At 57.9% G+C, this 20,215-nt stretch carries 15 protein-coding genes and 1 pseudogene; 5 read left to right on the top strand and 11 right to left on the bottom strand.

Annotation, left to right across the window (positions count from 1 at the left end):
- Positions 1–22: 22 nt before the first annotated feature.
- The 6 genes from odhB to sdhC form a co-directional block, all read right to left on the bottom strand.
- The gene (gene odhB, locus ABEA58_RS13625) at positions 23–1,225 is read right to left on the bottom strand and encodes a 2-oxoglutarate dehydrogenase complex dihydrolipoyllysine-residue succinyltransferase (RefSeq protein WP_345552344.1); all 1,203 of its coding nucleotides are present in this window, start codon (positions 1,223–1,225) and stop codon (positions 23–25) included.
- 74 nt (positions 1,226–1,299) lie between these two features.
- The gene (locus tag ABEA58_RS13620; protein ID WP_345552342.1) at positions 1,300–4,125 is read right to left on the bottom strand and encodes a 2-oxoglutarate dehydrogenase E1 component; all 2,826 of its coding nucleotides are present in this window, start codon (positions 4,123–4,125) and stop codon (positions 1,300–1,302) included.
- Positions 4,126–4,423: 298 nt separating this feature from the next.
- On the bottom strand, positions 4,424–5,128 hold the full coding sequence (locus ABEA58_RS13615) for a succinate dehydrogenase iron-sulfur subunit (protein ID WP_345552340.1): 705 nt from the start codon (positions 5,126–5,128) through the stop codon (positions 4,424–4,426).
- A 44-nt stretch (positions 5,129–5,172) separates the two neighbouring features.
- Positions 5,173–6,945: a succinate dehydrogenase flavoprotein subunit gene (sdhA, locus tag ABEA58_RS13610; protein ID WP_345552338.1), complete on the bottom strand. Its 1,773-nt coding sequence runs from the start codon at positions 6,943–6,945 to the stop codon at positions 5,173–5,175.
- 3 nt (positions 6,946–6,948) lie between these two features.
- On the bottom strand, positions 6,949–7,317 hold the full coding sequence (gene sdhD, locus ABEA58_RS13605; protein WP_345552336.1) for a succinate dehydrogenase, hydrophobic membrane anchor protein: 369 nt from the start codon (positions 7,315–7,317) through the stop codon (positions 6,949–6,951).
- Positions 7,311–7,685 (bottom strand): succinate dehydrogenase, cytochrome b556 subunit, encoded by a 375-nt coding sequence (sdhC, locus tag ABEA58_RS13600; protein ID WP_345552334.1) that lies wholly within the window; start codon positions 7,683–7,685, stop codon positions 7,311–7,313. The genes sdhD and sdhC overlap by 7 nt, the downstream gene beginning before the upstream one ends.
- Positions 7,686–8,129: 444 nt before the next feature.
- Here sdhC and gltA point away from each other — a divergent pair, with 444 nt between their 5' ends.
- Positions 8,130–9,401 (top strand): citrate synthase, encoded by a 1,272-nt coding sequence (gene gltA, locus ABEA58_RS13595; RefSeq protein ID WP_345552361.1) that lies wholly within the window; start codon positions 8,130–8,132, stop codon positions 9,399–9,401.
- 1,128 nt (positions 9,402–10,529) lie between these two features.
- On the opposite strand, the gene ABEA58_RS13590 is transcribed toward gltA, so the two are convergent.
- Entirely contained in the window at positions 10,530–10,766 is a 237-nt protein-coding gene (locus tag ABEA58_RS13590) for a DUF3820 family protein (RefSeq protein WP_345552333.1), read from the bottom strand.
- Positions 10,767–11,143: 377 nt separating this feature from the next.
- Here ABEA58_RS13590 and ABEA58_RS13585 point away from each other — a divergent pair, with 377 nt between their 5' ends.
- Together ABEA58_RS13585 and ABEA58_RS13580 are read left to right on the top strand one after the other, a co-directional pair.
- On the top strand, positions 11,144–11,428 hold the full coding sequence (locus tag ABEA58_RS13585; RefSeq protein ID WP_345552331.1) for a hypothetical protein: 285 nt from the start codon (positions 11,144–11,146) through the stop codon (positions 11,426–11,428).
- Between the two features lie 273 nt (positions 11,429–11,701).
- Positions 11,702–14,017, top strand: coding sequence for a S46 family peptidase (locus ABEA58_RS13580; RefSeq protein WP_345552329.1), 2,316 nt, complete (start codon positions 11,702–11,704; stop codon positions 14,015–14,017).
- Positions 14,018–14,294: 277 nt separating this feature from the next.
- Here the strand turns inward: ABEA58_RS13580 and ABEA58_RS13575 are convergent, their stop codons facing one another.
- The 3 genes from ABEA58_RS13575 to dcd all read right to left on the bottom strand — a co-directional run bounded on the left by ABEA58_RS13575 (position 14,295) and on the right by dcd (position 16,633).
- The gene (locus ABEA58_RS13575; RefSeq protein ID WP_069948540.1) at positions 14,295–14,480 is read right to left on the bottom strand and encodes a hypothetical protein; all 186 of its coding nucleotides are present in this window, start codon (positions 14,478–14,480) and stop codon (positions 14,295–14,297) included.
- 127 nt (positions 14,481–14,607) lie between these two features.
- Positions 14,608–15,801: a BaiN/RdsA family NAD(P)/FAD-dependent oxidoreductase gene (locus ABEA58_RS13570; protein ID WP_345552325.1), complete on the bottom strand. Its 1,194-nt coding sequence runs from the start codon at positions 15,799–15,801 to the stop codon at positions 14,608–14,610.
- Between the two features lie 262 nt (positions 15,802–16,063).
- Positions 16,064–16,633 (bottom strand): dCTP deaminase, encoded by a 570-nt coding sequence (gene dcd / locus ABEA58_RS13565; RefSeq protein WP_345552323.1) that lies wholly within the window; start codon positions 16,631–16,633, stop codon positions 16,064–16,066.
- A 1,088-nt stretch (positions 16,634–17,721) separates the two neighbouring features.
- Here dcd and imuA point away from each other — a divergent pair.
- On the top strand, positions 17,722–18,426 hold the full coding sequence (gene imuA / locus ABEA58_RS13560; protein WP_345552322.1) for a translesion DNA synthesis-associated protein ImuA: 705 nt from the start codon (positions 17,722–17,724) through the stop codon (positions 18,424–18,426).
- Positions 18,427–18,778: 352 nt separating this feature from the next.
- Positions 18,779–19,957, top strand: coding sequence for a Y-family DNA polymerase (locus ABEA58_RS13555; protein WP_345552320.1), 1,179 nt, complete (start codon positions 18,779–18,781; stop codon positions 19,955–19,957).
- A 134-nt stretch (positions 19,958–20,091) separates the two neighbouring features.
- Here the strand turns inward: ABEA58_RS13555 and ABEA58_RS13550 are convergent.
- Positions 20,092–20,215, bottom strand: a pseudogene (locus tag ABEA58_RS13550) (IS3 family transposase); the annotation flags it as partial.

Below are 20,215 nucleotides of genomic sequence, written 5' to 3'. Positions count from 1 at the left end.
CATGACAGGTTGTATCGCGTACTTAAACTTCCAGCAGGATACGCGCCGGATCCTCGATCATTTCCTTGATCGCCACCAGGAAGCCGACGGCTTCTTTACCGTCGATCAGACGATGGTCATAAGACAACGCCAGGTACATCATCGGCAGGATTTCCACCTTGCCATCAACCGCCATCGGGCGCTCCTGAATTTTGTGCATACCCAGGATCGCCGTCTGCGGCGGGTTCAGAATCGGCGTGGACAACAGGGAACCGAACACACCACCGTTGGTGATAGTGAAGGTGCCACCGGTCATTTCGTCGATGGACAGCTTGCCGTCGCGGGCACGCAGACCCAGGTCACGGATATTGTTTTCCATATCCGCCAGGCCCATGTTCTCGGCGTTGCGCAGGATCGGCACGACCAGACCTTTGGGGGAGGAAACCGCAACACCGATATCCTGATAACCGTGATAGACGATGTCATCGCCATCAATGGAAGCGTTGACTGCAGGGTAACGCTTCAGCGCTTCAACTGCGGCCTTCACAAAGAAGCCCATAAAGCCCAGGCGAGTGCCATTGTGGACCTTCTCGAACAGGTCCTTGTAATTCGAGCGCAGGTCCATGATCGGCTTCATGTTCACTTCATTAAAAGTGGTGAGCATGGCCGTGGACTGGGAGGCATCGAGCAGGCGCTCGGCAATGCGCTTGCGCATACGGGTCATGGGCACGCGCTTTTCAACCCGCTCGCCGGCGGCAACGGCCACTTCTGCAACAGCGGCAGCCGGAGCGGCTGCAGCGGGCGCCTTCTCCGCTTTCAGGACATCTTCCTTGGTGATGCGGCCACCTTTGGCAGAGCCCTCGAGCTTGCTCAAGTCAACGCCCTTTTCTTCAGCCAGCTTGCGCGCCGCCGGATTCACCAGCTGTTCGCCAGCGCCGCTTGCGGCCACAGCCTCTTCCGCCTTGGCTTCAACCTGTCCGCCATTATCCTTGGACTCGCCACCAGCGGCGCCTTCCTCAAACTTGGCGATCACCTCATTGGAGAGGACCGTGTCGCCCTCATCCTTGATGATTTCGCTAAGGGCGCCGTCGGCAGGTGCCACCACCTCCAGGACAACCTTGTCGGTTTCGATATCCACGATCAATTCATCGCGGGAGACAGCCTCTCCAGGTTTCTTATGCCAGGTGGCTACAGTGCCATCCTGTACGGATTCCGGGAAAGTTGGCGCTTTAATCTCGATCGTCATTGTTCCTGTTCCTGAGATTGACTCTTGGGGGCATCCTGTTGGTAACGCCCTATTCACTAATTACTGCCGCCGATTTACTTGACGGTCAGCGCCTCGTTGATGAACTTGTTCTGCTCTTCCATGTGCGTCGACATATAGCCCGCAGCCGGGGCGGCAGAGGCCGGTCGGCCAACATATTCCAGTTCCAGCTTGGGATGCGTTTCCGACAGCAGGCGACGCATATGATGCTGGCTGTGATACCAGGCCCCCTGGTTCATCGGCTCTTCCTGACACCAGGCGACGCTCTTGATGTTCTTGAACGCTGAAACCGCGTCAACGAACTCCTCGTCCGGGAAGGGGTAGAGCTGTTCGATACGCACGAAGGCCACATCTTCCTGCTCGCGCTCCATGCGCGCTTCGAGCAGGTGGTAGTAAACCTTGCCTGAGCAGATGATCAGACGCTTCACCTTGGCCGGATCGACACCTTCGTCCTGAATCACATTGTGGAATTGGCCGCTGGCCAGTTCGTCCAGGCTGGAAGTGGCGAGCTTGTGACGCAGGATCCACTTGGGACTCATGATCACCAGCGGACGCCGCATTGGCCGAATGGCCTGGCGACGCAGCAGATGGAAGATCTGTGCCGGCGTGGTGGCGTTACACACCTGAATATTGTGCTCCGCACACAGCTGCATAAAGCGCTCGAGACGGGCGGAGGAGTGCTCCGGGCCCTGCCCTTCGTAGCCGTGCGGCAGCATCATAACGAGGCCGCACATACGACCCCACTTGTGCTCACCGGAAGTGATGAACTGGTCGATCACCACCTGGGCGCCGTTGGCGAAGTCACCAAACTGGGCTTCCCAGATAATCAGGGACTTGGGCGTGGTGGTCGCATAGCCATATTCGAAGGCCAGCACACCCTCTTCAGACAGCAGCGAGTCATAGATATAAAACTGCGGCTGGCCATCGTGCATATGTTGCAGCGGCACATAGGACTGCCCGTCCTTCTGGCTATGGATCACTGCGTGACGGTGCGAGAAGGTGCCGCGACCCACGTCCTCACCGGTCAGGCGCACCATATAGCCCTGCTCCAGCAGTGTGCCGTAAGCGAGGGTTTCGGCCATACCCCAGTTCAGCGGCAGGGCGCCACCGGCCATCTTGCGACGGTCTTCATAAATTTTGGAGACCTGGCGCTGCAATACCACCCCATCCGGCACGGTGGTCATGCGCGTGGCGACATCCTTGAGCTTGGGCAGCGGATAACCGGTATCGGCCGGTGTTTGCCAGTCGTGATCGAGGTAGGGGCTCCAGTCCACGAACATGGACTCATCGGGCTCCTTCACCAGGCCGGTGGCAACATCTTCGCCCCGGTCCAGCTTGTCGCGGTAGTCGTTGGCCAGCTTGTCGGCCTCGGCCTTGTCCAGAACACCCTCGTCCACCAGCTTCTCTGCGTACAGGGTGCGGGTGGTCTTGTGCTTGCGGATGGCCTGGTACATCAGCGGCTGTGTACCGGACGGGTCGTCGGTCTCGTTGTGACCGCGACGGCGGTAACACACCAGATCGATGACGATGTCTTTTTTGAACTCGTAACGGTAATCCACTGCCAGCAGCGCTGCCAGCACAACGGTTTCCGGGTCGTCGCCGTTCACGTGCAGCACCGGGGCATCGATCATCTTGGCGGGATCGGTGCAGTATTCGGTGGAGCGGGCATCTTCGCGCTTGTTGGTGGTAAAGCCCACCTGGTTGTTGAGCACGATATGGATGCTGCCGCCAGTGTAGTAACCGCGGGTCTGGGACATCTGCAGGGTTTCCTGCACGACGCCCTGTGCGGCGAAAGCGGCATCACCGTGGATATTGATCGGCATCACCTTCTCGCCGGTCTTGTCCGCGCGGCGATCCTGACGGGCGCGCACAGAGCCCACCACCACTGGAGCACAGATCTCCAGGTGCGAGGGGTTAAATGCCAGTGCCAGGTGCACCTCACCGCCCGGAGTCATCACGTTGGAGGAGAAGCCCTGGTGATATTTAACATCGCCGGAGGTGTCGAGGGTTTTCTTACCCTCAAACTCTTCGAACAGGTCGGCCGGGTTCTTGCCAAGGATGTTGACCAGGGTATTGAGGCGACCGCGGTGCGCCATGCCCATCACCACTTCCTTGACACCGTAAGTGCCGGAGCGGCGGATCAGCGCATCCATCAGCGGGATCAGGCTCTCGCCGCCCTCCACGCCAAAACGCTTGGTACCGGGATACTTGGAATCCAGGTGGCGCTCAAGGCCCTCGGCCGCAGACAGCCGCTGCAGGATTTCCTTGCGCACATCGGCACCGAAATTGGGGCGCGCCTGGCTGCGCTCAAGGCGCTGCTGGAACCACTGCTGCTCTTCGAGGTTCGAGAGATGCATGATCTCCGCACCGAGGTTACCGCAGTAAGTGCGCTCTAGCCCCTCTACGATTTCCCGCAGCGTCGCTTCGCCCCGACCAAAGAACAGGTCGCCGGTCTGGAAGGTGGTGTCGAAGTCGCCTTCGGTGAGCCCGTGGTAATTCAGCTGCAGGTCCGGCACCTGTTCGCGGGCCATCAGACCCAGCGGGTCCAGTGTGGCTTTTTTGTGACCGCGATGACGGTAGGAATTAATCAGCTGGAGGACGCGAACCTGCTTGCGCTCGTGTTCGACATTGATGGCACCGGCACCGGGAGCTGCCAGCGGGCGGGTTCGGTTCTTGGCAAGCAGCTCAAAATGAGCGCGGATGGCTTCGTGGGAGACATCACCACCGGATACCCGGGGAAGACTGTCAAAGTAATCGCGCCACTCTTCGGAAACACTACTTGGATCGTGCAAATAGCTTTCGTAGAGGTCCTCCACGTAGGCGGCGTTACCCCCGGAGATATGGGAGCTACGCCACAGCTGCTCCATGGTGCTTTCGTGCATGTTGATGCCTACCTCGTTGCAGTGCCCGTCGACACCGCGATTCTCAAAGTTCCTGCCTGCCGCAGCTGTACCCCTTACTGCGACACCAGCGCCTTCCCAGCCGGCGCCAAAGCCTGATTGCAACAAAACCTCCATCGCCACTGCCTTGAATCGACCCTTTAGCCAACTCACAAAAGGGGAGGTGCCGCAGTCACCTCCCCTTTTAACTCTGGCAGCGGCTCAGACGCCGTCGCTCAAATACCGCCTCCCGGCCCGGCTACGCCGGCGGGAATCCGCCCCTCAGACACCTTCGCCGAATTTAAACGGCGCGGGTCAACAGCATGTTGCGAATGTGGCCAATGGCCCGGGTCGGATTCAGACCCTTCGGGCACACATTCACACAGTTCTGGATACCGTGACAGCGGAACACGCTGAAGGGATCGTCCAGGTTGGACAGGCGCTCTTCAGTTGCGGTGTCGCGACTGTCAGCCAGAAAACGATACGCCTGCAGCAGACCCGCCGGGCCGATAAACTTGTCCGGGTTCCACCAGAAGGACGGACAGGAAGTGGAACAGCAGGCGCACAGGATACATTCGTACAGGCCGTCCAGCTTCTCGCGCTCTTCCGGGCTCTGCAGGCGCTCGATCGCCGGAGCCGGGGAGTCATTCTGCAGATAGGGTTCAATCTTCTTGTACTGCTCGTAGAACTGCTCCATATCCACAACCAGATCGCGGATAACCGGCAGACCCGGCAGCGGACGCAATACCAGCTTGCCCTTAGGCGCAGCTACAGACAACGGCGTGGTGCAGGCCAGGCCGTTGCGACCGGAAATATTCATGCCGTCGGAACCACACACACCTTCACGGCAGGAACGACGGTAGGACAGGGTCGAGTCCTGAGCTTTCAGCAGCTCGAGCACATCCAACACCATCAGGTCCTTACCCTCGGTGTCCAGCTCGTAATCCTGCATGTAGGGAGCCTTGTCGGTCTCCGGGTTGTAACGGTAAATGCTTACTTTCAACATATGTCAGCTTCCGAATGAAGGGCGCATCCTCGCCCTGCAAACTTTTAGTAGGTGCGGGCCTTGGGCTCGAACGCCTCCATGGTGGTCGGTGCGAAGTTCACCGCGCGCTTGCCGACACGTTTTTCGGTCGGGAAGAAGATGGAGTGGCACAGCCAGTTTTCGTCATCGCGCTCCTGGAAATCCTCGCGGGCGTGGGCACCGCGACTCTCGGTGCGGGTTTCCGCGGCGATCGCGGTGGACTCGGCCACTTCCAGCAGGTTCTGCAGCTCGAGCGCCTCGATACGGGCGGTGTTGAACGAGCGGCTCTTGTCGTCGAGGCGGACGTTTTCGATGCGCGAACGCAGTTCGTCCAGCTTCTTAACACCATCGGCCATATAGTCGCCACGGCGGAATACACCAAACTGGTTCTGCATCACAGTCTGCAGCTCGCGACGCAGGTCGGAGGCTTTCTCACCGTCGTTCTTGCTTTCAAGACGGTTCAGGCGCGACATGGCGGCCTCGAGGTCGGACTCGGACGCCTCGCGGTGTTCGATACCCTCACGCAGGGACTGCTCGATGAACAGACCGGAAGCGCGGCCGAACACCACCAGATCCAACAGCGAGTTGCCGCCGAGGCGGTTGGCGCCGTGCACGGATACACAGGCAGCCTCACCACAGGCATAGAAACCGTCGATCACCTGATCGTTACCAGAGGCATCCTGGGTCAGAGCCTGGCCGTGTACGTTGGTGGGGATGCCGCCCATCATATAGTGACAGGTGGGCACCACCGGAATCGGGGCCTTGACCGGGTCCACATGGGCGAAGGTCTTGGACAACTCACAGATACCCGGCAGGCGGCTGTTGAGCACTTCTTCACCCAGGTGATCGAGCTTCAGGAAGACATGGTCGCCGTTGGGGCCGCAGCCGCGACCTTCAAGAATCTCCAGCACCATGGAGCGGGCCACCACGTCGCGGCCAGCCAGGTCTTTGGCGTTGGGGGCATAACGCTCCATAAAGCGCTCGCCATCCTTGTTGATCAGATAGCCACCTTCACCGCGGCAACCCTCGGTTACCAGAGTGCCGGCACCATAAATACCGGTGGGGTGGAACTGCCACATCTCCATATCCTGCACCGGGAAACCGGCGCGCAGGGCCATACCGACACCGTCGCCGGTATTGATGTGGGCATTGGTGGTGGAAGCGTAGATACGGCCGGCTCCACCAGTAGCCAGCACGGTGGCCTTGGACTTAATGAAGACCACTTCACCGTCTTCAATGCAGAGTGCGATTACGCCCACCACTGCACCATCCTGATTCTTCACCAGGTCGACAGCGAACCACTCGTTCAGGAACACGGTCTCGTTCTTGACGTTGTTCTGATACAGGGTATGCAGCAGCGCGTGGCCGGTACGGTCTGCCGCGGCACAGGTACGCGCGGCCTGGCCACCACGGCCAAAGTCCTTGGACTGACCACCGAACGGGCGCTGATAGATGCGGCCGCTTTCAGTACGAGAGAAAGGCAGACCCATGTGCTCGAGTTCGAAAACGGCTTCGGGGCCGGTGGAACACATGTATTCGATCGCGTCCTGGTCGCCGATATAGTCGGAACCCTTGACCGTATCGTACATATGCCAACGCCAATCATCCTGCGGATCGGCACTGGCAATCGCACAGGTAATACCACCCTGAGCGGATACAGTGTGCGAACGGGTGGGGAAAACCTTGGTAATTACCGCAGTCTTAAAGCCGGACTGTGCCATCTGCAGGGCCGCGCGCATACCCGCACCGCCACCGCCAATCACAATCCCATCGAAGGAAATGGTTCGCATGTTTGCCATAAATTACACACCCCACAAAATTTGAATGCCCCACACCGTGTAGATCACGGCAACTGCGCCCAGCACTACCTGGGCCAGGATCCGCAACACAGTCGCTTTAGGACCCATCATGCGATTGGTGAGGTAATCGGTCACAACAGACCAGAGACCAATCCAGGCATGCGCCACCATGGACAGCAATGCCACGAGACTGAAGGTCCGCACCCAGAAGTTCTGAAACAGCGCAGACCAGGACTGATAACTGAAGTCATCAGCCAGAAAAATGTAACCCACTATAAAGAGGGTATATGCCGCGAGCACCAGCGCAGAAATACGCTGATACAGCCAATCAAAAGTACCGCTGCGACCGAAACTTGTAACGGTGGTTACCATAACCATACCCCCACAGCCAAAATCAGAATTACACTCAGGATCAGCACCAGCACGGCGCCGCGCAGGCCGCCCTCAAGCGACTCACCAATACCGATATCCATCAATAGATGACGCACGCCAGCCACCAGGTGATAGGCGAGCGCAGCGAGGGAAGCCCAAAGAATCATCTTGGCGGGAACACTGCTGAAAATCTCGGCTACACTTGCAAAGCCCTGCTCGGACTCCAGGCTGGTGCCCAGCATCCACAGCAACAGCGCCATCACGGCGAACAGCACCACGCCGGAAATACGATGCAGAATGGAAACCAATGCGGTAGCGGGAAGCTTGATAGTGGAAATGTCTAAATTGACAGGTCTGTTTTTGTTCACAGGAAAAACACCTTGTTGCCCTGAACGACCGGGCGCCCGTTAGCTTTCAATGGAGGGGCGAATAGCCTGCTGCTCACCCTACACTCAACCTGATTAAGATTTGCGCAAAGCAGCCTTACCTTGGCGCAGGCCGCGCGGATTATAGGCATTTGCTCCCCAAAAGACAATGAAACTGCGGCCGCTTTAACGCGACACCCCCGATGCATCAAACCGCAGATAGGGAGGCAAGCAGCCGCCTCAATCTGCTATTTCCCCTTCCCAGCACCAGCGTGACCGAATATTCTGCAGCATCCTGCCAACGGATTCGCTCTCTTCAGTTTGACAATTGGGGGCGCGGCACTTAAGTTTGGCCCCGCCCAAAAGCCCGCTACTGCCCACACTGACAGGGAGTCAGGCGGAGTAAGAACAGTTTTAGGAGTCCGCAATGTCCGATAAAAAGCGCAACTGACGGTCGACGGTATCGACGGCACCATTGAGATGCCTGTGCTCTCCGGCACACTCGGCCCCGATGTTGTTGATGTTGGCAGCCTGACCGGCAAGGGCTTGTTTACCTACGACCCAGGTTTTGTGTCCACCGCCGCCTGCGAATCCAAGATAACCTTTATTGATGGCGCCAAGGGCCAGCTACTCCACCGTGGCTACCCTATCGAGCAGCTGGCGGAGAAGTCCGACTACCTGGAAACCTGCTACCTGCTGATGCATGGCGAACTGCCGAATGCCGAGGAGAAGAAAGAGTACGTAGAGACCATCATGAACCACACCATGGTGCATGAGTCCATCGTCAACTTCTTCAAGGGCTTCCGCTACGACGCCCACCCGATGGCCATGATGTGTGGCGTTGTCGGCGCCCTCGCCTCTTTTTACCATGACTCGCTGGACATCAACGATCCGGAACACCGCAAGATCTCTGCGCACCGCCTGATCGCCAAGATGCCGACCCTGGCCGCCATGTGCTACAAGCACTCCAAGGGCCAGCCGTTCATGTATCCGGACAACAACCTCAGTTACGCTGAGAACTTCCTGCACATGATGTTCGGCAACCCCTGTGAAGACAGCAAGATTGACCCCATCGTCGCCAAGGCCATGGACATCATCTTCCTGCTGCACGCAGACCACGAGCAGAACGCCTCCACCTCCACGGTGCGCCTGGCCGGCTCTTCCGGTGCCAACCCCTTCGCCTGTATCTCCTCCGGTATTGCAGCCCTTTGGGGGCCGGCGCACGGCGGCGCCAACGAAGCAGTGTTGAACATGCTGCAGGAGATCGGCGACGAGAGCCGTATCGACGAGTTCGTCAAGCGCGCCAAAGACAAGAATGACCCGTTCCGCCTGATGGGCTTTGGCCACCGCGTATACAAGAATTTCGACCCGCGCTCCCGCGTCATGCAGGGAATCTGCGACGAGGTTCTTGGAGCCATGGGTGCAGAGAATGACCCACTGCTGCGCATCGCCAAACGACTCGAGCAGATCGCCCTGGAAGACGAGTACTTCGTAGAGAAGAAGCTCTACCCGAACGTGGACTTCTACTCCGGCATCATCATGAAGGCAATCGGTATCCCCACCGATATGTTCACCGTGATCTTCGCCACCGGTCGCACCGCCGGCTGGATTGCGCACTGGAACGAAATGATCTCCAACCCCTACAAGATCGGCCGTCCGCGCCAGCTCTACACCGGCTACACCCAGCGCGATTACGTGTCACTGGACGAGCGCAAGTAAGCAGACAGCCCATCTCCAGTCGTGACAACGCCGATCATCCCGGCGCACTGTCGCAAAAAACCCGGCCTTGCGCCGGGTTTTTTATTCCTGCCATTCAGCCCCCGCATACACAACGAAAACCGCATTACTGAATCAGCATAAGCACACCTGCCGCACCTCATGACTAATAGCTACTAATGCCGCTCAGCACAGCGTCTCGATACTCTTCACTGGCAACCCGGCCTAAAAACTCTAGCGGGAATATGAACAGGGTAACCCTTTACGGTGGAAATGCTGTTTCGCCTAACCCTTCGTCTAACCTTGGCCAACCTTCACCCAACCAGCTAACCTTCAATCCCTCAAAATTTCAAAGGCGATTAGAGAATGGGAAATGGAAATGGCAAATGAAGATAGCCTGAAGGAACTAGGGGCTAGAATTTAGAATTAGGCAAGTGGTCAGACAGAACCAGAACCAGAACCAGAACCAGAACCAGAACCAGAACCAGAAAGAGAATAGCGGCCGAATTCGTTTCGACCGCTCCCTCTCTTTAAGCTGTCCGAACGTTAGTACCGCGTGTTCACTCGCTGAAGTCACTATTCCAGACCAGTGGTCACCCGCTGTGGGCCTATTTACGGTCTTGTCCGGGCTCCATTGCGGACCGCTTCTTCTTGCTGCTTTCCGCTACAAACAGCGTGAAAGCTTTCTTACCTAGGCACTACCCAGTCTAGTATGGACAAGCTGTAATCCAAACGGCCAAAACGCGTAAGCGACTATGGCAAAACATTTTTTTCAGGCTCAATAGCCCCCTGTGTTCGCAGAGGAAATCTGTCGACAAGATTTCCCCGGCAATGGGAAACCCAGCTGCCATCCCGCAGGCCATTGACCCACAGTGAAGTCTGCAACAGCCTCTGCGCCGCTATGAAAACCGGGAGCAGCCTATAAAAAATGATGGGTAGCGTCTCCGCAAACCACGCCTCCCAATTCCACTGCCCTCACTCCCTCTCACCGCCTCTACCGCCTCTACCGCCTCTACCGCCTCTACCGCCTCTCACCGCCTCTCACCGCCCAGAGGTGCTGCAAGTGCGCCTGATGACGCAATCGGTACTGCGCACTGACTGAACACTCCCAAGTATCTCAGTATCAAGCTTCTAGCGACCTCGATCAGTTTTATCCTTCATTTTCAGTGGCCGGATTAAGCCCTCCAACCCTTCAATTTTGATCTCCAATGTCAGGGCCATCAGATAACCAAGCCGGCCTGCGGGAAACTCTTTCTTCTTAAACCAGAGCAGATATTCCTCCGGCAGGTCGATCAGCGCACGACCCGCATACTTGCCGAAGGGCATAGGCACTCGGGCAATGTCCAGCAAATCCTGTTTTTCAAACACACTCAAACCTCTACAACCAATAAATCGACTCTTCGTTATGCCGCATCTTGCTCATCACTGAACTCCTGAATCTTCCCGGTCATATTGTGACCCTAGCAGCGGCACTAAGTCATGAGTAGCGGCATCAGGTCATTAGCAGAAAATGCCCACGGCCAGCTGTGAGCCATTCAGCAAGTGCCGCGCACTAACCGTTATGGGGAAAAGCGTGAAACAACCATACACTCTTTTTCACGTTGCGCGGGCCTTGGTTCCTTGCCCGCTATGGATTGGCTGCCATGCAATCGACAGGGTGTTTGTCCGCGCGCTTTCGTTATGCGACAGGGCAATCCCTGTCTCGAACAGCCAGGACGGTCGAACCTCAGGAGTAATTTGGAGTAATGATGATGAAACTTTCCCTCAAGCGCGCGGGCCTGGCGTCACTGGTTTCCGCCACTGTACTCGCTGGCAGCCTTACCACTGGCTGCGCCAATATGAGTGATACCGACCGCCGGATTGGCACGGGTGCAGGTATCGGCGCCGTCACCGGTGCCCTCATTTCCGGCGGGCGTCCGGGTGGCACCGCAGCCGGTGCCATCATTGGTGCGGGCGCGGGCTGGCTTTATGACCGCGAGAAAAAACGCCACTATTACTACGATCGCCATGGCCGTCGTGTCTACCGCTAGACTGGCAACTGGTAACTGGCAACTGGCAACTGGTAACTGGTAACTGGTAACTAGAGAGTAGTCAGCTACGCCACGTTTTCATTTTTGATGACAGCCACTACCAACAGGTCACAGCGGCAATAATTTCCTCATATCGGAACCGGTAAGTCAGCAGCTCTTACCGGTTCCTGCGTTTTCCCGATCTGCCATTTATGGGAATATGGCTTTCTCGCGGTAAGGTTCCGCTACCGCAATCCACTTTCACACCATAAGCGTTATCAATAGGGATTGATTGTGAAAAATAACAAGTTATGCCATCTACTCGGGCTTGGCCTTGCCACCGCATTGCTGGCGGCCTGTGACGGCAGCCCCACAGAGACAGGGCAGACAACGCCGGCGAACCAAGCCAGCTCCGAATCCACGCAACCGGCCCTCGCCGCAACTGTCTCCACCGAGGGCATGTGGATGCCCAGCCAGCTGCCGCTGCTCTCGGACAAACTGCAGGAGTTCGGCCTGCAGCTGGATCCTGAAACCATGACGGACCTTACCCAGTTCCCCATGAATGCCATCATCAGCCTTGGCGGCTGTTCGGCATCCTTCGTTTCCCCCAAGGGGCTGGTCGCCACCAACCACCACTGCGCCTACGGCTCAATTTCCTACAATTCCAGCGAGGACAACGACCTGCTGGCCAATGGCTTCCTGGCCGAAACCCTTGCCGAGGAACTGCCAGCGGCGCCCGGCTCCCGCGTTTACGTCACTGTGGATATGCAGGAAGTGACGGACAAGATCAAAAGCAAACTGAACGAGCGGATGGATGGGGCCGAGCGCTTCAAGGCCATCGAAGATGCCGAGAAGTCGCTGGTTGCCGATTGTGAGGCGGACCCGGGCCATCGCTGCGAGGTTTACAGCTACTATGGCGGCGCCAGCTACTACCTGATCAAGCAACTGGCGATCCGCGACGTGCGCCTTGTACACGCCCCGGCCTCTTCCATCGGCAAGTTCGGTGGCGATATCGACAACTGGATGTGGCCACGTCACACCGGTGACTATGCCTTCCTGCGCGCCTACGTGGGCCCCGATGGCAAGCCCGCGGACTACTCTGAGGACAATGTCCCCTATCAGCCCAAGCACCACCTGAAAGTCGCCAGCAAAGGCCCCAATGCAGGGGATTATGTAATGGTGGCGGGCTACCCGGGCAGCACCAACCGCTACCGTACCGCGGCTGAAGTGGACAACAACTTCAACTGGTATTACCCCACCATGCAAAAAGTGCTGGCGGAGTGGTCTCAGGTAATCGGCAAGGCCAGCGAAGGGGACAAGGATGCGCAGCTGAAATACGCCAGCCTGGTTGCTGGCCTGAACAATTACTCCAAGAACTTCACCGGTATGCTGGAGGGCTATGAACGCAGTGACCTGCTGGAACGCAAGCAACAGCTGGAAAAAGACCTCCAGGCCTGGATCGAGGCCAACCCGGCTTCTGCCAAGCAATACGCATCCGTGATTGCGGATCTGCAGGCACTGATCACCGAGCAGCAATCTACCCAAGAGCGTGATCTGGTCATGCGCTATATGGGCCGCTCGGCCATGCTCAGCGCCGCCCAGCGCCTCTATCGCCTGAGCCTGGAAAACCAGAAACCGGATATGGAACGCGAACCCGGCTACCAACTGCGCGACATGACCCGTTTCACCGAGGGCATGAAACGCATCGAGCGCAACTTTAACCCGCAAGTGGATCAGGCCATCTGGACCTATTTTATTCAGCGCTATAACCAGTTGCCGAAAGAGCAGCGTGTAGCCAGCTTTGACGCCTTCCTCGGCGAAGCCGCCAGCGGCGAAGCGCTCCAGGAAAAACTGTCCGGCATGTACAAAAACACGAACCTGACAGATACAAAGGCCCGCCTGGCCTGGATGAAAAAGTCCCCCGAAGACTTCCGCAACAGCAGCGATCCGTTTATCCAACTGGCCGTGGCCATGTACGACGACCTCTACGCGATGGAACAGCGGGACAAGGCCATGAGCGGCCGCTTTGCCGAACTTCGCCCCAAATACATGGACCTGCTGATCGCCTACTACAGGGAACAGGGCAAACCGGTCTACCCGGATGCCAACAGCTCGCTGCGTGTTACCTACGGCCTGGTGAAGGGTTACACCCCACCGGAGGGCACAATCGACGGCCCCGCTGACGGCAACGACGGCCACAATGGCTTTGTGCCCTTCACCACCCTGCGCGGTATCCAGGAAAAATATACCGGAGAAGATCCCTTCGATGCGCCGAAGGCACAGCTGGACGCGATCAAAAAATCGGCCCACAGCCGTTTTTACAAGGAATCGCTGAATTCCGTCCCGGTGAACTTCCTCAGCACCGTCGACATTACCGGCGGCAACTCCGGTTCCGCCACCATGAACGGCAAGGGCGAGCTGATTGGTCTCGTTTTTGACGGCACCTACGACAGCATCAATGCCGACTGGGACTTCAACGACAACACCCGCGCCATCCACGTGGATGTGGCTTACATGCTGTGGGTGATGGAGAATGTTGATGGTGCCCACAACCTGCTGGAAGAGATGGGAGTGGCAGCGGAGCCCGCGGACAAAAAATCAGAGGAGTGATTTCTCACGTCCAATAAAAAACCGGCGCCAGCGCCGGTTTTTTATATGTAGTAGTTCAGACTTGATCTGACAGTTACCGGTTTTTCAGAAGGTGCTCTGTCAGGTCAAGTTCAGTTTGCGAACTTTTCCATCCAGATCTTTTTGCCAACCTCGAGCGTTTGTATCGGAGTTCGGCCGCAGCCCCTCTTCGCAGCTCCCTCCCCGCAGCTAATCGCTCATACAGTCGTTGCCATAATCGCACTGACAACCGCACTTTCATCCGCACGTCCAACCGTATTTACAAGAGCTTTGTCTTGGTCTTGCCGCAACGCTCACAGCGGTACTCCGTCACCAGTTTGCCCTGTTTGACATCGAACTTGCGCTCGGTGACCACCTGCCACTTATGGAATCCATCGCGGCAGAGACTGCTGCCCTTGTGCTTCTGCCATGCGGTTTTGCGCTTGAAAGGAATCACATCGCCCATGGGTGGCCGCCTCCTGACCGGTTGATCCTGCAGTTTGCAATGAGGTAGGGGTATATTAAAGCACTGTTCTTGATGAGCGGCCCATTTACGGTTGCTCATTGCACGGCTGTTGCTTGAGCAATTTTTATTAGACCACTTCACCCGCGGCATGGGCGGAAGACCAGGCCCACTGGAAGTTGTAGCCACCCAGCCAACCGGTGACATCGAGCACTTCGCCGATAAAGTACAGGCCCGGCTGCGACTTGCACTCCATGGTGCGGGAGGAGATCGCATCGGTATCCACCCCGCCTAAAGTGACTTCTGCGGTGCGGTAGCCCTCGGTTCCGGCGGGCACCAGCTGCCAGGTCTGCAGCTTTTCCCCCACCTCCGCCAGTTCCGCAGCGCTGAACCGTTTCAGGGGCCGACTCTCAATACCCCGTTCGGCGAGAAAGTGCGCCGCCAGCTTCTTGCTCCAGAGCCCTGCCAATACCGTGTGCAGGTGGGCCTCGGGTTTATCTTGCCGCAGCCCGCCGAGCCAGTCGGCCAGATTCCGGTCCGGAGCCAGATCAAAGGAGACAGTCTCGCCCTCGCGCCAGAGACTGGAGACCTGCAGCACCGCAGGCCCGCTCAGCCCCCGATGGGTAAACAGCATCTGCTCATGGAAGCTGCCCGCACCACAGCTGGCGGAAACCGCTATCGCCGTGCCGGGAAGCTCGCGCTGCCGCTCCAGCTGGCGCTTGTGCTGGGTAAAGGGCACGAGCGCGGCGCGTGTCGGCGTGATGCGCAGGCCATACTGGCGGGCAATATCATAGCCAAAACCAGTCGCGCCCATGGTGGGTATCGACAGGCCGCCGGTGGCAATCACCAGGGACTCGCACTGCACCGCCCCCAGGCTGCTCTCCACTACATAGCCACCCTGGCGCCCCTGCACCGAGCCGATACTGCAGCGGGTACGGACCTGCGCTTTGGCTGTGCGGCACTCCGCCAGCAGCAGGTCGACAATATCCTTGGACTTGTTGTCGCAGAACAGCTGGCCGAGGGTCTTCTCGTGGTAGGGAATACCGTGCTTTTCCACCAGCGCGATAAAGTCCCACTGGGTATAGCGAGCCAGGGCCGACTTACAGAAGTGGGGATTCTCGCTGTAGTAGTTGTCCGGCGCGGTGTAGAGATTGGTGAAGTTACAGCGGCCACCGCCGGACATCAGGATCTTCTTGCCAACCTTGTTGGCGTGGTCCAGCACCAGCACACTGCGCCCCCGCTGCCCGGCCACCGCCGCGCACATCAGGCCAGCGGCGCCGGCGCCGATGATGACCACATCGACCTGCTGAGGGAGTTCATTCATAACTCAATATTCAACGCTAGCGACGGCAAAGGAGGCCTGTGACTTCGGGGTGGAACTCGCTGCAGGCCGCTCTTCTCGTCGGCCCTCTGCCCCTCTGCCCCTCTGCCCCTGCCAAGGTTCGGCAACGGCGGAGGAGCCAAAAAAGCACAGGGTTTGAAAAGCACCAAAGAAGCAAAAGCCCCAGAGGCCGGTGAGGATCGGAGGGCCGGCGGGCTTACAAAACGACTAGGCTCGAAGGGACCAATGGAAACATCGGAGCCAATCAGGCCCGCGGCAGTGTCACCCCACGCTGACCCTGATACTTGCCGCCGCGGTCCTTGTAGGATACATCGCAGACCTCGTCGGACTCGAAGAACAGCATCTGCGCTACACCCTCATGGGCGTAGATCTTGGCCGGCAGGTTGGTGGTGTTGGAGAACTCAAGGGTCACATGCCCCTCCCACTCCGGCTCCAGCGGCGTCACATTCACAATGATGCCGCAGCGGGCGTATGTGGACTTGCCCAGGCAGATGGTCAGCACCGAGCGTGGAATGCGGAAGTACTCCACCGTGCGCGCCAAAGCAAAGGAGTTGGGCGGAATAATGCAGGAATCGCCTTCCACATCGACAAAGCTGTTCTCGTCGAAGGTTTTCGGGTCCACCGTCGCCGAGTGCACGTTGGTAAAAATCTTGAACTCACTGGCACAGCGCACGTCGTAGCCATAGCTGGAAGTGCCGTAGGAAATCAGGCGGTCGCCATTGGCGTTCCTGCGTACCTGGCCCGGCTCGAAAGGCTCGATCATGCCCTGCTGCTCGGCCATCCGGCGAATCCACTTGTCGGATTTGATGCTCACTCCGCCCCCCGTCGCTGTGCGTATTCTGGTCATTGAAAGAGGCGGAATCATAGCCGGTTTGCACTGCTCAAAAAAGTACCAGTAGCGACGGGAACCCACAGCCCGCATTCACCAGCCACTGCGCATGGGTGCTGGGCTGGGCTGGGCTGGGCTGGGCTGGGCTGGGCTGGGCTGATCACAGAGTAATGCGAGCCAAAGCCCAATCACTCCCCAGTGCTCACGCCATCCCACAAATGCCATGATCTGCATGGCGGCCATGATGAAATCATGAAATGACTTCAAGGTCGAAGGTCGAAGTCTTCCACACCTGGCGCCCGCATGGCGAACAGCCCCCCCTTTAGGCAACATCGCCCCTTCGTGATAGCCGCTGGGCACAGCGCCTATAGCGCCCTCCCATTCGCAGAATAACATTCAAACCCGGCATCAGTTTATGGGGGTTAATGTAAGCCCCAGCGCAACACGCCCCGCCCGATGAATACTCCCGCTCCGGCTGCCTCACCATCAGCGGCAGCCAACAACCCCCTCTACCCCAATGCGGCCACACTCTCCCCCCTTGCTCACATAAAGCGGCTGGTACCAGGGTTGGACCTCTCCGCATCTATTGACGCCTACGCCTCTTACCCCTCTTACCCCTCTTACCCCTCTTACCCCTCTTACCCCTCTTACCCCTCTTACCCCTCTTACCCCTCTTACCCCTCTTACCGCTCTTGCCCCTCTTACCCATCAACAACATATCGGCAGAACTTAACCGGCCACCCTGGTGATCGCTGCGGCGGCTCCTGCAAAGAGTCTCCCTGAGGGGAATGACCTGTAGCAAGCTGCAAGTCACAGGTACTTGTAGCGAGGGAATTGGCGTCATCCGGTACCACAAACGCTTGTGGGGCCAAGTCGGTTACTGTATAAAACACCAGTATCAGCTGTACGGATATACAAGCCTCTGGCCAGGATAGAAGAGTCCCGAAGCCACAACCAAGCCAGAGACAGCGAAACGACATAAAGAGACAACTAAAGAAGTAACAACAGAAACAGCCAAGACACAAGCAATAGAACCAATAGCAAGCTAGGGCTCTAAAGCGAGGGAACTGATCATGCCAAACACCGAACAGCTGTGGGTCCACAAGCCCCTATACACTCAGGGCAAAACCCAGCCGCAAAATCGCCTGGCAATCCACCCGGATACCCGCCACACCACCCGCGAGCAACCACGCCGGGGTATAGGGGGCATTGAAAGCGGCTATCCCACTCTCGATGCCGCACTCAAAGGCAACGGCTGGCCTCGCGGAGCCATGACCGAGATACTGATGGACCAGTCCGATAATGGCGAACTGGCCCTGCTGCTCCCCGCACTGGCCGCAATAACCCAGAGTGGACAAATGGTGACGCTGGTAAACCCGCCTTTCATCCCCCATGCCCCGACACTGGCGGCCGCAGGAATCCGGCTGGAAAAACTGCTGATTCTGCACCCCCGTAGCCAGCGCGATGAGTTGTGGGCCATGGAGCAGACACTGCAATCCGGGTGCTGTGGTGCGCTACTCAGCTGGCAGAGCGGCAGGCAAGCTGCCGACAGAGACCTGCGCCGACTGCAGCAGGCGGCACGCGATGGCCATTGCGCGCATTTCTATTTCCGCCCCAGCTCCTGCGCGCAAAGCCCCGCCGCCCTCCGTCTTCGGCTCGCGGTTGACGATGAACAACTGCATGTACAGCTGCTGAAGCGGCATGGCGGCCCGGCCGGCCAGCGGTTACGCCTGCCGCTCAGCGCCGGCCTGTCCCACCGCCAGCGGCAGCTGCACTGACCGGTGACAACAGGCGGCTGCAACAGATGGCTGCGAAAGATGACTGTAAAGGATGGATGTAAAGGATGGATGTAAAGGATGGATGTAAAGGATGGATGTAAAGGGTGGATGTAGCCGATTCTTGGGGAAGCAGGGAGGCAGGGAAGCAGGCCTTAACAGAAGCTTCTCTCCCCCATATGCACTCGGATCGATAAGCAATCCGCTTATTCAGTGTGCTCAACCAGCACCCTCAAAGCGATTAAACAGGCCGACAGACGAAATCCCGGAACGCTAAAGGCGCCCTTAAACGCAAACCCAAAACAGGAAGAGGTATCACCTGAAAACAACGCTTTAAACCGCACAGGAGTATCCCATGCTCTGGCTCTGCCTCCAGTTTCCCAGCCTGCCTCTACAGGCACTCACCCGCGCTCAGACCAGCACCGCTCATAACAACCCGCAAGCGGTCATCGAACAGCAATGGATCGTTGCCGCCAATACGCAGGCTATGCAATGTGGTATTGAAAGCGACCTCGCCGTCGCCACCGCCAGAAAACGGTGCCCAAAGCTGCAGCTGCTGACCAGGGACAACCACCGCGAGAAAGAGCTGCTACAGGAACTGGCGCAGTGGGCCTACAGTTTTACACCGGTGGTTTCGCTCCAGCCCAGCGCGCCAATACGCAATTCAGATAGCCGGCCCGCCTGTCTTTACCTGGAACTGAGCGGCTGCCTGCGTGCCAGCGGTGGCCTGCAGGCACTGCTCAAGCAACTGCGGCAAGAGCTTGGGCAGATGCAGGTGACCACCTCAATGGGGCTTGGCCACAGCCCCAGTGCCGCCCGCATGCTTAGCCAGCTGCCGCAACATCAGCAGTGGCTGACCGAAGCCCAGTCACTGCCCACCGCTCAACTGTGGCGCCAGTGGATCCACTGCTGCCCCTCCAAACTGCTGGATTGCGACAATGAGACCATCGCCAGCCTCTATGCCTGCGGCATCACGCGGGTAGGCCAATTGCTTGCGCTCCCCCTGTCCGAGGTAAGTAGCCGTTTCGGCCGTGAATTTGTCGACTACCTGGCACGGCTGAATGGCGGGCGCCAGGATCCACTGCCCCGTTACCAGCCCCCGCAGCAACTTCATTGCGCACTCGTCTTCCCTACACCGCTGGAAACCAGTGAGCAACTGCTCTTTCCCGCGGCTCGCCTGGTACGGGCGCTGTGCCGGCAGCTTCAGCGCCGCCAACTCTATGTGCAATATCTGTACTGGAAAGTGGATTTCGGGAAAAATGGCTGCAGGGTGGTCAGCGTTGATCTGTCCCAACCCTTGTTCGATCCCCAGCGTCTGCTCGCACTGACGAAGATACAACTGCAAAGCCTGCAAATTGAACACCAAGTTCACGCATTGCACCTTACCTGCGGCCAATGGCAACTCCTTCAAGAGAGCGTAAAGGGTTTAGGGGAACTTCCTGCGGACAGTAAACTGCAGAGCAGCCACCAATTACTGGGAAAGCTCAAGGCCCGACTCGGTCGCGAGGCCATTTCCGGTGTCACCTTGCACTAGTACCAGCAGTTTCAGCGAGCAAACGAGTCTATAAGCCTATACTGGGGACCAGAATATTAGCTCGAAGATATTGCATCTGTACGTCCGACAAGAGCATTCAATTCCAGAACAATAGTTCAATGCAACAAAGAGTTCTACCCCGTTTCTACGGACGGTTTTAAAACGGCTGTAAATTTTCGATCTTGAGCGGCCACTTTACGCCGCCTTCTCGGGTTGTGGAATCGTTCGATGTAATTAAATACGTCTGCTCTTGCTTCA

It is taken from the genome of Microbulbifer aestuariivivens (assembly GCF_039545115.1).
GTDB classification, from domain to species: domain Bacteria; phylum Pseudomonadota; class Gammaproteobacteria; order Pseudomonadales; family Cellvibrionaceae; genus Microbulbifer; species Microbulbifer aestuariivivens.
This window is presented reverse-complemented; position numbering and strand designations above follow the sequence as displayed.